Genomic DNA, 12,782 nt, shown 5'->3' with positions numbered 1-12,782 from the left:
GATGTACAAAATTTTGACAACAAAAGCTGAAATAGATAGATTAGTCGAATCTTATTTCTGGATTATTGATTTTCCGAGAGCTTTAACATACTTCGGAGATCATGAGAGATATGGTTATGGTTCAGGTCCACTGGAGGTACAATTTTCATCCTATCATATGCCAGAAGAGGAAGAGTATATTGGTGATCAGAAAGTGTGTTTTATTGGAGAGCCTCCAGCATACGATGAAGATGTAATGGCAGTGATGGAGCATGATGAATTTTATAACTATTTGATGATTTACAGTGAGAAGTACGTGGAGGAGCACCCAGAAGCTAAACAGGAGATTTATAATTTATTAGATATGGTAAAAAAAAGATTGGATTTACATTCTTAACTCACTGATTGTGAATCATAAATCATTTGCGAGGAACAACGAAAGTTCGTTTATCTTATACGTCCATAGTATTCATAGTCCAAGTATTGGGTGTACAGTTGGGAAGATATGAAAGCACTAAAAACGTTGCCGTATGACCCCGATTGATGTTATAAAAATCCGAAAGCTCTTCCCACCTGAATATTGTGAGGAACGAGCTTTTTTGTATGCAGAAAATAAACCAAAGAAGGTGAGAGGACAGCAAATAGAGGTGCTGAATAAATTATTGTAGGCTATATTGATATGATTACATCCGCCTATCCGTTGTATTAAAAAGATTGGAGATACGAACATGATTAAATACAGGTATACAATCGAATATAAAGAAGATTTCAACGAAGTTATCGTGGACCTAGGCATCGATTCATCATTAAAGAATGGTTATCTGATTAGTAATTCTTTGGGATCGGATATATTTGGAGACTTCGCCACGATCCAGGAAGAGATCGGAAACTTAATCGAATTACTGAAAGGGGAAATAACGTTATACGAAGGTGGAGGGAATGTGAACTTAATAAGATCTGACCAGTCTTTTACAACTTTTGAAGATATCTTTGCAGAAGAAGATGAAGAGGACAGTATATGTGAAATTGAGACGTTAGAATATGTAAAGATACTATTGTTATGGGCAAAAGAGAACTTTCAGTATAAAAGCCAGCGAGGCGTTATCTTGAAAGAAGAAGGGCAAGTAGCATTAGAGTGGTTAAACGAAAAATATATTGAGGTTTTAGTTTTGGGTCAAAAGATCGAGCGTATCAATTTGAAATTGATTGAATGAATTGTATGAACAATAGATCCGTAATATTTTGCGGAGAAAAGTGAAAATTTTCATTGCTCAAAAGTTACGGAAAAACGTGTGCGAGTCAACGGTTAATACTATATCAAGTAAGTAATTAATAGATCCATTACATATACCTAGTTTGTTTCACTAAATGCGCGTAAGAACCAATTCATCTGCAATACTCAATGAGTTTCCCAATGGAATAACATCAAGAACGCGAAATTCACAATATAAGGAATATTAAAAGACAAAAAAGCCTAACCCCTCAGTATCTTGAACGAGGAATTTGGCTTATGGTCTTCAGCTTAAACAGTCGCGTCCGATGGGTGATTAAAATAATGATTTATTTATCCATGTATAATTAATGAATTTTAACATTTGCCCATTCATTTCAAATTCTTTATCACTAGTTTCTGTATGCTCGAATCCGTTTTGCTCTAAAACTTTTTGAGATGCTATATTGTTGGTGGTTGTTTTTGCCTTAACTTCTTTTATATCTAAATCAACTATTGTATTGAGTAATAATTTTAATGCTTTTTTAGCAACACCTTTTCCAGTGTGGATTTGTCCCACTCTATAGCCGAGAAATCCTATTTTATCGGAATCAATATCAACTAAATTTATTCTTCCAAGAATAGAGTTATTTTCATCTTTTATTAAATAAAAAAAGGAGAGTCCTTTGACTTGTTCATCAAGCAGAGATTCATTCCTTACTTTAAAAACCTCAGGTATGTAATAATCATCTCCTCGAGACGGTACCATTTCCTCGAAAAAAATTCTGTTTTCAATTTCGAATTCATACAAGCTTTCAATATCTGTGTCTTTTAACTTCTCTATTACTATATTCATGAATCTTTTCCTCCAATCAACTTTAAAGGCTAAATACTAAGAATCCGCTTCTATAAACTATAATCTGCACTACGATATGTGTTTGTTCTAATTCCGCATTTTGTATATGTCGAAAAAACATTGAAATTATTGCAATTAAGTTTTTGTACATCAAGTATAACATCCTATTTCGTTATTCAACATCGCCCCTTGAATCGACTGTATTCCCTGTGACGAAGGCTTGTTTTTTAGCACGAAACATCTCAGAAAAGGAAGTAGCTTTTACAGTATGGCCCCGATTGGCAGGAAGAGGAAAATGTTTTAACCCAACTTTACAGGAAAATAGTTTCTCAATATATGGAAGAGCATAAGATTACAGATGTGAGGGTTGTCAGAAGCTTTGATCGGTTAAACTTTGGTTTTTGAGAAGAGTTATCGGATGGGAGTACTTATGTTTTCATACAAAAAGAAGTAAAATAGCCTCCTTACAATATGTACAATTATGGGTTGGATGTACATACTGTAAGGAGACACTTGACACGTCCGCAAAGAAACATAACGAATCAGGAAATCTTTACTAATCCCTTATACGAAATTAAGAAACCTCTAGTAAGAAATGGAGCTGCAACTGCCCTAAAAGATCTTGGCGGAAATAGGGGGCCGACTCTCTAAATGAGACTTTGTAGGCTTGGTAAGACTAAACGAACTGAATAAGAAAGCCCAAAGATGAAGGTGACACACTGCGTAAGTAAGTGAAGCTGATCCATGGAGAAGCCTACTGCAACTTCTTATCCGGATAGACAGAAAAGCTTTGATTGGTAATCAAAAACAATCGCAATGAGTACTGTGTTATTAGAAATTCCTAATCGGGTGTGAAGTAATAGCATTCCAAAGTTGCTGACAATAGGGACTTTCTTAACTCCTAGGTTTGAATTTATTAACTGCAATCAACAAATCATTAAAACCAGGTTGATTAGTTTTAAACCAGTTGATATTTTTAGGACCAATAAAGAAAATTTCTTGATTCTCTAAAATCGAAATATCTTCGAGAATAATGTAACCTTGGTTAAATTTATCTCCTATTGTTGGAATTGATGACACAAGTAATTTATTATTAAAAGTTATTTTAAGAATCAATAAAGGCTCATATTGATACTTTTCAAGGTAGATCCAATGGTAGGTTTTGTGTTTCCTTTCCGTAAAACTAAGAATTGAACTCATAAAAATAAAATATGTAATAAAGACAATAATAAAATATAAAGTTGAAAACTCGAAGATATTATTATTCAATAGATAAGTAAGAAATGAAGTAATTAACGTAGCCAATAAAGTTCCAATTGCTGACAAGGTTACAATCTTAGTTATCAATCGGTAAAGATTTTTCTTAGGTGTAAATAAAATTCTTTCATGTTTATTTGATGATAATAATAATATTAAAGAAGTAACACCTACTGGAGAAAGAAGAAAAATTAAAATGGACAACCAGTTATCTTTTAAAGGTTCGAACAATATAATTCACCACGTTTCAATTTTTCTTGTTAAAAGATATATCGGATTTGACTTCAAAGAACTTAAACTCCAATTAAGATTTTAGGACGTTTTAATTGACTTCCAATCTTTGATATTGTTAAAACGTTCTAAAGCGGTAAATTAGTAACTGTAAGCAAAATATGATTTATCTCACTTAGGAGGAACATTCATAATTCTGTCGAATTTAATGTCTGAAGGAACTTAATTTACTATTATAGTGAGGAGTGTACCAATGAATACAGGTAAGAATCAGATAATTTCATTTATTAACCTAAAAGGTGGCGTAGGAAAAACTTCAACCGCCATTAATATTGCAGATGTTTTTTCGAGAGATGGAAGCAAAGTTTTAGTTATTGACATGGACCCACAGTTTAATGCAACTCAAGCTTTGTTGAATCATCAATTCAGGCATCATAGAAAAGAAATTGAGGCTGGTTTACTAAATGACACTCTTGAAGAGTTAAAAGAGAAATATGAAGAAATCTCAAACACTACATATGAAGAATCTACAGATGATCAACTTAGTCAAGATGAGAATTATAAAAAAGAAATATCATCACAACTAATATACAATAGATTAAAGGAAAAAAGAGTTACAGTAAGAACACTGTTTACTCATGAAGGCATAGTTGATCCACTACAGAATCCATCTTTAATTTATAGTATAAAAAACAATTTAGATTTAATTCCTGGTGACCTTGATTTGTTCGAATCCTTATATGGTGACACTAGTGGAAAACACAATGTTCTAGAAGATCACATTCAAGCCTTCAAACTTAGAGAAGTATATGATTATATCATCATTGATTGCCCCCCTAACTGGACAATACTTACCCAAGCTAGTTTGTTTGCTTCAGACTATTACATAATTCCAAGTAAGGTAGACTTATTTTCAAGTGTAGGTATCGGCCTATTAGAAAATTTAGTGAAATCAACTTTTTATGAAAATCACGAGAAAAAATCAGCCATCTTAAGGATGTACAGTATGTATAGAAGAGATTTAAATCGTACGACTATTAGATCGTTAGGAGTATTGTTTACATTAACACATGATATGCCAATAGCCAGTAAACTGAAAGAAAGGTTGCAGAGAACAATACCTCAAATTTTTTTCGAGACTGAAATACCATATCAATCGTCAGTACCTTTGAAGTTCTCATTATATGATGAAAGTGGTAGTAAACACGAGGCTTTGAAAAATTCTGTGTCAAGAGCAATTGTTGAAATAAAAGCAAAGATATTGCAGTTGGAGGAAGAAGATGGAGAAGAAAAATGAGAAAAAGAGAGACTTTATTGGAGAATTGAGTGTAATTAACAAAAACAAGTTCTCTCTTCAACAAACCCAAAGTTTGTATTTAGGCATCTTATATGAACTTATATTAAACAAAGAGATTTTTCCTAGAAACAAAGATTTGACTTCTTTTATAAAAGAAGTATTTAAAACGGAGTTTAACGAGTATTTATTTAAAGCTAGGCCATATTTAGCATCTAGGTTGCTGAAGCATGTGTTTGAACAGTATGACTCGTTAATGATTTCAGCTTCTATAAAACTTGTAATATTATACTTGCAGCAAGAAAAAACAGAAAATAATTCGGATTTAAGAGGAAAAAAATCTATAAACAACATAGAAGACGATGTGGTAGGGTGGTTTAATTCAGTTAGTAAAGGAAGTAATGAAAATTGAGTAGTTTAATTAGTACAATGGAACAAGAGTTTGAAAAGTTACAACAAATGGATGGGATGAAGATTGAGTTCATTGAAAAAAATAAGGTTCTCATGAGGAAGATTTTTGGATATATTTTTGTGCTAAATTATCTGAAGAATAAAGCTGAGACAAAAAGATATTTTAATATTGAGTTTCATATGACATTTTCATTATTATTGGAATCAATCTATGCGCTTTTATCTGGACAATGTCGAGCGGCGCTACTTTTACTCAGATCAGCACAAGAAGCAAATTATAAGTTCGTACTGGAAAGAGAAAGGCAGTTAATGTTAGATAAAGATCCGACTATCTTATTTGAATCTTTAGATTACAGATTTGGAGAAACAAAAAGGAAATTTGCCGAAGATTTACATCGTTGTTTAGATGACAATAAATTTAAAGAGTACTTTACTTCACTAGATAGAGGGTTAACTTTATACAAAGAATTAAGCGCTATTGTTCATTCAGGCACTAAATCCTTACCTGTAATTAGTGTTGAATATTTTTCCCATCTACATGAAGAAACAATTATAGACAGTGCTAAGTTTTTTGAGTTATTTATTTCTGTTATGAATAATATTTTTATATTAAATTATTTTATGTTACGTGAGAGTCTGCAAAAATGGGATTACTATTCTCTTTACAACTTATTAAATCTTTTACATGGGGATAAAAGGACTAAAACTTTAATTTCGATTGTGAAGCATAATTAGTTTATTCAAATCTCCAGGTTAGTAAGTATGTACTGGGAATTTGTGTGTAAAGAAAGAAACTTAGCAAGTGTCTCCTTAACATTGACCGCAATAGACGGCTGGCAATAATTTTCAACTTAAGTTGAGAGATGAATTTTTAGTTATTAAAAAATTATAGTTATAAGCTTTTAGTTCTATCCACAGTAGACTAAGAAATTTAGCGCATTTCCCGCTAAATCCCCATCTCACCTCATCCCTTGATGTACAATCTTCCTGAGGTGACCTTACCATGAAGGATAACATGTCAAACCTGATCGAGGATTTGTTTCACGGGAACCTGCGGTTGGACGAGTCGATTCATCCTGAGCACTCCGAATATCAGGAGATCAATCGTCAAATATCAGACCTCATGCAGGCCTACAAAACACATCTTACCGAGAATGAATACGATGCTTTGGAGCAACTGATAGACTTGATCGGACAATCCACGTCCATGTATGTGGAAGCGGCGTTTGAACAAGGTTTTCGCACAGGCGGTAAACTGATGATTGAGGTTTTAGCCAAACCGTGAATATCTATCTACCTTATAAGTCAGCAGACAATACAAAGCAATTCAAAAAATCCCCTTCTCCATAACCACCGATCAGGCTGGCATGGGGGAGGGGATTTTGCTTTTAAATTATTCTTTTATTTTATTACCTACCACTTACAGCGCACCAATATTCTTACCCGCTGGCGTACCCGAACCAATCAAATCACTGCCACCCGCAAGCTTGAGGAAATTGCCCAGGACAGGCGTGCCGTCCGCGCTACGTGTTACCGAAGGCACGAGGGAGACAAAGTCGGCTGCGCTGGCGAGCAGGCCTTTGGCGTTCTCGCTTTTTTTGTTCTTCCACCAGACGTTGGTGCTGCTGACGTCGGTTCCGCTTGTTTTGTCACTGGCGCCGCCTTGGAAGGACAGGTTGTTGGTGAAGATATGGGTGCCTACATCAAAGGCAAAGTTGCTTTGCCCATTGTTCCAGGAGGTGTTATTTTTCATCTGGATCGAACCGGGATTGCTGTTGTAGGTGAAGCCGTGCTTTTTATTATTAAACGCAATGCTGTTCTCAACGATATGATTCACTGCAATCTTCTCGCCGCCCAGCTTGAAGCCGTTACCATCACTGTTGGAGGTAGAAGTGCCGTCTGCGGTTGCGCCATTGGCGTAGGCGATGCTGTTGCGGATCGTTACCGCGCCGATGGCGCCTGTGTCCGTTTTGCTATAGAGATCCCAGCCATCGTCCACGTTATAGGCGGCAATACAACCGTCGAAGACATTGCCCGGGCCAACGGTCAATTTGGCTGCAAAACCGTCTGCATCCTCGCCGTCATCCGGGTCATAGTTATTGTGGGAGTAGGAACGAATCACTTCATTATATGCAGGCCATTCACTCTTGGCGGCTGTGGAAGCATAACGTCCCATTTGAATACCCGTATCCCGATTGTGATGAGCTTCGATCTGCTCCAGACGGTTGTAACTGCCTCCGATGAAGATACCGTTATCGCCTGCACCCTTCACCTCAAGCCCTTTGACGAACCAGTAGTCTCCGAACATTTGCAGCCCGCGGTTGGTGGAAGCGAAGGCTTGAGCGGAGAAATCAAAGACCGGTTTTTCCGATCCATACGCCACCAGGTTTTTACGTTGGCTCGATGTGCCGCTGTTGCCACGTTCAATGGTAATGGTCTGGGAGAAGTTATAGGTACCGCCGCGTAGATAGATCGTTTTGCCTGGTGCGATCTGGGTCAATGCGTTAGCCAGTGACGTTGGACTGTTCAGTGTTCCCGGATTGCTGGCTGAGCCGCCAGGAGACACATACAGATCACCCGCAGCAAGTGCGATATTCGAAGTCGCCACCGATTCAGAGGGATTTTGCAAGCTGCTCTCGATCAGTTCCTCAGCACCGGCCGATCCACCACCAATTAATAATAGAGGGAACGCGGCACTCAGACAGATATGGGCCATTTTGGATTTGAGGGAGCGTTCCTTCAGAGAACGTGCAGATCGTGCAGATACATGAGTGGATGTGGATGGGAATAATTTCATTACGTAAGCCTCCTTGGTTAATTGGGAATAGAATGAAGAGCATGTGGTAGCCGTGTACCAGACCGTTACCTATGAGATAGGTCATGCCGGCTGGTTAGATGTAATCTCTAGGACACAGCTTTATGGTAAATGTTGTAAGCGTTATCATCAATAATCATCTGATCAGATGGAGGTACATGCAGGCAGGTCAGGCCTGCAAGCTTCCAATGCCTGTAATATCACGTGAATTATGTAATCTTTCCATTGGGTGATAGCTCTCATTTAACGAAGAATCATCTGAAATGAACGTAGAGAAGTACGCTTTTCCATCCTCAAAGTACCAGTTTTACTTATGATCCACTCCTATGAACTTCATTCAACCTAAAATAAATAGCAGCCTACATCCTGAAGTGGAGATTATACTCAAACTAGTCATGAAAAAGCCCTGATAGCAGCTGCAACTGGCAACTTGACGATCAGGGCTATGTTTAATTCAGAACGGAATCTGCTTACTCAAAATACTCAAATGTACTAACAGTGTCAGATTTATCAGTCTAAACGCTGTCCAGCTGCTTTAATATCCGTCCGTCTCACGACTCTGTTTCTTCGCTTGCTCCACGCTTGGTTCATGTTTCGGTTGGACCGTTGCACTATCATCGGTTGGCACAGAGGCCAACCCTTCAGAGACGCGACGACCATAATCTGCATCGGCTTGGGTGAAATAAGAGATCATGCGCTCCCGGATATCCGGTTTGCATTGTGCCAACGCGCCGACCATGTTGCTGATTAGCTCATCCCTCTCCCAATCCTCGAATGCCCGGTACGTATCTCCTGCCTGACCAAAGTCATTTGTACGCTCAATCTTCTCACGAACAAGTCGGCCTTCCACCAGTGGTTCATGTTCCTTGCCACGTGGAGCCGCTTCTTTTAACCCACCAAGGGAGGAGGGTTCATAGTTCACATGCGGATTCTGACCCGGCGCACGATCCACTTGATACTGCATCTGTCCTCCGCTCTGATTCGTGGCTACCCGATTTTTCGGTGCATTCACAGGCAGTTGCAGATAGTTCGCACCAACCCGGTGACGCTGGGTATCCGAATAGGAGAAGGTCCGTCCTTGCAGCAGTTTGTCATCTGAGAAATCCAACCCGTCCACCAAGACACCTGTCCCGAACGCCGCTTGCTCCACTTCATTGAAATAATCCTCGGGATTGCGATTCAATGTCATTTTACCCACAGGTAGAAAAGGAAACTGCTCCTGCGGCCACAACTTGGTCGGGTCCAGCGGGTCGAAATCCAACTCCGGATGCTCGCCGTCATCCATCACTTGAACGCACAGCTCCCATTCGGGATAGTCCCCTTTTTCAATAGCGTGATACAGATCCAATGTCGCATGGTTGAAGTTCTGCCCCTGAATCTCGCTCGCGTCTTTTTGCAGCAGGTTGCGTATCCCTTGATTGAGCGGTTCCCAGTGATATTTGATGAGCACGCCCGTGCCTTCCTGATTGACCCATTTATATGTATTAACACCCGACCCTTGCATCTGCCGATAATTCGCTGGAATGCCCCATGGAGAGAAGAGGAATGTCACCATATGGGTAGCTTCAGGACTTAGCGATACAAAATCGAAAAACCGCTCCATATCCTGTGCATTGGTCAACGGGTCTGGCTTGAAGGCGTGTACCATATCCGGGAATTTAAGCGGATCGCGAATGAAAAAGATTTTCAGATTGTTACCCACCAGATCCCAGTTGCCGTCTTCAGTATAGAATTTTACAGCAAATCCGCGCGGGTCCCGCAGTGTCTCCGGTGAATGTCCGCCATGTATAACGGTAGAGAAGCGAACGAACACGGGCGTTAGTTTGCCTTTTTCCTGAAATAGACGTGCACGTGTGTACTTCGATACTGGTTCACTCCCGGCTGTTCCATACGCTTCAAATATGCCATGAGCGCCAGCACCGCGGGCATGGACCACACGTTCCGGAATACGTTCGCGGTCGAAGTGAGTAATCTTTTCGAGAAAATGATAGTTCTCCAGCGTAGTCGGTCCCCGGCTGCCAACAGTTCGTACATTCTGATTGTCCGTAATGGGATGACCTTGTCGATCCGTTAATGTCTCAGGGTCTTTGTCTGAGGAATGCTCTGATTGTGAAGACTGATGATTCATGGAGTGGAGCACCGCCTTTCCTTAAAGTGGATTCCTGTATATATTTTCCCTGAAAATTGGTTCTATACATTAAACCTCGCAAATAATCTCGTAAAAAAAGCTTGTCACCCGCTTCATCGCGTGAGATAATTAACTTTTGCCCTGCGGCCTTTTTTGAACGGAAAATGAAAGAGGACCGCGTCTAAGAATGGAGGCTGACCTAGGATTGTCTACACAACGTTATCCTTTTGCATATGATCCGGCTGAACCTTTTGTATCCCGTCTCGGGGAATGGGTTGCCGATGTTTTTTACGATATTTTGCCAGAGTTCGGCTTCGAGGTACGGGATGAACAGATTTTTATGGCGTACCAGCTCGAACGGGCCTATGGAGATAAAAAGACCATTATGGCTGAGGCCGGTGTCGGAACAGGCAAGACGTTAGTCTATCTGCTCTACGCGGTCTGTTATGCACGTTATACGGGCAAACCGGCGGTGATCGCCTGTGCCGATGAGTCCTTGATTGAACAGCTTGTGAAGCCCGGTGGAGATATTGCGAAGCTGGCTGCACATCTGGACTTGGAAGTGGACGCACGTCTGGGCAAGTCACCGGATCAATACGTCTGTCTGAACAAACTAAGTGCGATGCGATTTGCGGATGAAGATGCGCCTGTTATTGAAGAAGTACATGAGAGTCTGCCGGATTTTGTGAATACGCCGGGTACACTTCAGGCCTTCCATCCGTATGGTGACCGCAAACAGTATCCACATCTGAATGATCGTCAGTGGAACAAAATCAACTGGGACCCGTTCCAGGATTGTTTTGTTTGTCCAAAACGTCAACGTTGCGGCCTGACGCTGTCGCGTGACCATTACCGTCGTTCCAAAGACATCATCATCTGTTCCCATGATTATTACATGGAGCATGTGTGGACCTATGATGCGCGCAAACGCGAGGGCCAACTGCCACTCCTGCCTGATCACAGTTCAGTTGTATTTGATGAAGGACATTTGCTGGAAGAAGCAGCCCTGAACGCACTGAGCTACAAGCTGAAACACCGCATTTTCGAGGAACTCGTCACTCGCCTGTTAGAAGGAGAGATTCGTGAATCCCTCGCGGAGTGTGTGGATGAAGCGATTGAGAGCAGTGAGCGACTGTTTGCGTTGCTGGATACGTATACGGTCGCGATCCCTGGTTCGGAACGGAAAGAAGTTCGGGTAGAGCCGCCACTGCTACGTGAGATTGAACGTCTGACGAGTGTGCTGGATGCAATCGGTGAGGAACTGGTATTTGAGAGCGGATTGTTCTCGCTGGATGGTTACCAGATGCGTGTCGTGGAAGAACATCTCGATATGATTCAGTCTGCGCTTGCCTTGTTCCGCAAGGAAGATGGTTACATCTGTTGGGCGGAAGAGAGCGAGGATGAGACGACCTTATCGATCATGCCGCGCACCGTGAAGGAAATGCTGAACGAGCGTGTGTTCAACACAGGTATTCCAATCGTGTTCTCCTCTGCCACGTTATCTGTGGACAGTTCATTCCGTTATGTGGCGGACAGCCTGGGCATTGATGATTTTGTATCATTCTCGGTGGCTTCCCCGTATGATTATGCGGACAAAATGAAGATGAAGATTACCGATGAAGCTATACCGGGTCACCCGGAGAACGAAAATCGCTTGCGTGATGCGGTGTCGTTGCTTCAGGAGAGTGGGGGACGTGCGCTGATTCTGTTCCGTACGATGGAAGAACTACGCGCGTTCAAGCAGGACATCGTTCATGTACCTGAAGCAGAAGGTTTGCGCTTTATGTATGAGGGCGACCGGGAGATTAGTGATTTGATTGCGGCGTTCCAGCAGGATGAGGAGAGTGTGCTATGCTCCGTTAATCTGTGGGAAGGACTGGACGTTCCAGGTCCGTCATTATCCAATGTCATGATCTGGTCGCTTCCGTATCCACCACAGGACCCTGTCTTCAATGCAAAACGCAGTGCGTCGGCAGCGCCATACGAAGAGATCGATCTTCCGTATATGCTCTTGCGTGTGAAGCAAGGTCTCGGACGTCTGATTCGGACAAGCACGGATTCCGGTTCCGCGGTCATTCTCGATGAATCGCTGTATACCAAAAAGGAAGCCAAAGACCGCATTGCGGCCCTGCTTCCTGAAGGTGTGGAATGGACAACCCTGACACACTAACCAGCTTACGTTAAATGTTCTTGATTTATTTTCGATGATAAGGTTTCTTGCCAAAATAAGTTCTTGTTCTCTGCGGATTCACCATCCGTATGTGAGCAAGAGCTTATTTTTTGTTTTGATGGTTCCTTCAATGTACTTCTCTTCCCTTTTTTTCGAGGGGTTTTCCCTCGCTCCTCGCTACCAATCGCTCCAACATTCTAACGAACCTACCGCACCTTATTAGGGTGATAATGAAGAGATGTAAATTCTAACGAATCTCAGTAACGTTATCCCGCCGAAAATAGCTCTTAAGCCTGTAAATCGACCGAATTTGGAGAAATAACGTCGCTGTGATTCGTTACACGTCAGACCTGCGCAAATAGGAGCGAATAGCGTGTGTCAGGTTCATTAGAACCAATGACCAATGAGCGCTAATAAGGGAGGGCCTCTGT

At 40.9% G+C, this 12,782-nt stretch carries 11 protein-coding genes; 7 read left to right on the top strand and 4 right to left on the bottom strand.

Translation table 11 applies throughout. The annotated features are described in order from the left end of the window. Window position 1 precedes the first annotated feature (1 nt). Window positions 2–376: a ribonuclease toxin immunity protein CdiI gene (gene cdiI / locus MHB85_RS20885; protein WP_164783154.1), complete on the top strand. Its 375-nt coding sequence runs from the start codon at window positions 2–4 to the stop codon at window positions 374–376. A 331-nt stretch (window positions 377–707) separates the two neighbouring features. Next, the gene (locus MHB85_RS20880) at window positions 708–1,193 is read left to right on the top strand and encodes a hypothetical protein (RefSeq protein WP_192134068.1); all 486 of its coding nucleotides are present in this window, start codon (window positions 708–710) and stop codon (window positions 1,191–1,193) included. A gap of 333 nt (window positions 1,194–1,526) precedes the next feature. On the opposite strand, the gene MHB85_RS20875 is transcribed toward MHB85_RS20880, so the two are convergent. Then, on the bottom strand, window positions 1,527–2,045 hold the full coding sequence (locus MHB85_RS20875) for a GNAT family N-acetyltransferase (protein WP_192134066.1): 519 nt from the start codon (window positions 2,043–2,045) through the stop codon (window positions 1,527–1,529). 894 nt (window positions 2,046–2,939) lie between these two features. Further along, complete coding sequence (locus tag MHB85_RS20870; protein WP_076333289.1) at window positions 2,940–3,533, bottom strand: hypothetical protein; 594 nt, start codon at window positions 3,531–3,533, stop codon at window positions 2,940–2,942. A gap of 253 nt (window positions 3,534–3,786) precedes the next feature. On the opposite strand from MHB85_RS20870, the gene MHB85_RS20865 reads away from it, so the two are divergent. From MHB85_RS20865 to MHB85_RS20850, 4 genes are all read left to right on the top strand, one after another. Continuing rightward, window positions 3,787–4,830: a ParA family protein gene (locus tag MHB85_RS20865; protein ID WP_076333288.1), complete on the top strand. Its 1,044-nt coding sequence runs from the start codon at window positions 3,787–3,789 to the stop codon at window positions 4,828–4,830. Further along, window positions 4,814–5,239, top strand: a complete 426-nt coding sequence (locus MHB85_RS20860) for a hypothetical protein (protein ID WP_192134064.1) — start codon at window positions 4,814–4,816, stop codon at window positions 5,237–5,239. Before MHB85_RS20865 ends, MHB85_RS20860 begins: the two co-directional genes overlap by 17 nt. 17 nt (window positions 5,240–5,256) lie before the next feature. Continuing rightward, window positions 5,257–5,973: a hypothetical protein gene (locus MHB85_RS20855; RefSeq protein WP_192134062.1), complete on the top strand. Its 717-nt coding sequence runs from the start codon at window positions 5,257–5,259 to the stop codon at window positions 5,971–5,973. A gap of 268 nt (window positions 5,974–6,241) precedes the next feature. Beyond that, on the top strand, window positions 6,242–6,523 hold the full coding sequence (locus tag MHB85_RS20850; protein ID WP_192134060.1) for a DUF6809 family protein: 282 nt from the start codon (window positions 6,242–6,244) through the stop codon (window positions 6,521–6,523). Window positions 6,524–6,658: 135 nt separating this feature from the next. Here the strand turns inward: MHB85_RS20850 and MHB85_RS20845 are convergent, their stop codons facing one another. Beyond that, a complete protein-coding gene (locus tag MHB85_RS20845; RefSeq protein WP_192134058.1) occupies window positions 6,659–8,035 on the bottom strand; it encodes a right-handed parallel beta-helix repeat-containing protein in 1,377 nt (458 codons plus the stop codon). A gap of 553 nt (window positions 8,036–8,588) precedes the next feature. Beyond that, window positions 8,589–10,181, bottom strand: a complete 1,593-nt coding sequence (locus MHB85_RS20840; protein WP_192134056.1) for a catalase — start codon at window positions 10,179–10,181, stop codon at window positions 8,589–8,591. A 205-nt stretch (window positions 10,182–10,386) separates the two neighbouring features. On the opposite strand from MHB85_RS20840, the gene MHB85_RS20835 reads away from it, so the two are divergent. Then, window positions 10,387–12,351 carry an ATP-dependent DNA helicase gene (locus MHB85_RS20835; protein ID WP_244661020.1) on the top strand — a complete coding sequence of 655 codons (1,965 nt, stop codon included), beginning with the start codon at window positions 10,387–10,389 and terminating at the stop codon, window positions 12,349–12,351. Window positions 12,352–12,782 lie beyond the last annotated feature (431 nt).

This window comes from Paenibacillus sp. FSL K6-4396 (genome assembly GCF_038002525.1).
Lineage (GTDB): Bacteria > Bacillota > Bacilli > Paenibacillales > Paenibacillaceae > Paenibacillus > Paenibacillus amylolyticus_B.
Note: the sequence above shows the minus strand (reverse complement) of the source record. Positions and strands in the feature narration are given on the sequence as shown.

Coding starts and splice junctions, on each gene's coding strand:
- cdiI (WP_164783154.1), top strand. CDS start 2: ATGTACAAAATTTTGACAACAAAAGCTGAAATAGATAGATTAGTCGAA.
- MHB85_RS20880 (WP_192134068.1), top strand. CDS start 708: ATGATTAAATACAGGTATACAATCGAATATAAAGAAGATTTCAACGAA.
- MHB85_RS20875 (WP_192134066.1), bottom strand. CDS start 2,045: ATGAATATAGTAATAGAGAAGTTAAAAGACACAGATATTGAAAGCTTG.
- MHB85_RS20865 (WP_076333288.1), top strand. CDS start 3,787: ATGAATACAGGTAAGAATCAGATAATTTCATTTATTAACCTAAAAGGT.
- MHB85_RS20860 (WP_192134064.1), top strand. CDS start 4,814: ATGGAGAAGAAAAATGAGAAAAAGAGAGACTTTATTGGAGAATTGAGT.
- MHB85_RS20855 (WP_192134062.1), top strand. CDS start 5,257: ATGGAACAAGAGTTTGAAAAGTTACAACAAATGGATGGGATGAAGATT.
- MHB85_RS20850 (WP_192134060.1), top strand. CDS start 6,242: ATGAAGGATAACATGTCAAACCTGATCGAGGATTTGTTTCACGGGAAC.
- MHB85_RS20845 (WP_192134058.1), bottom strand. CDS start 8,035: ATGAAATTATTCCCATCCACATCCACTCATGTATCTGCACGATCTGCA.
- MHB85_RS20840 (WP_192134056.1), bottom strand. CDS start 10,181: ATGAATCATCAGTCTTCACAATCAGAGCATTCCTCAGACAAAGACCCT.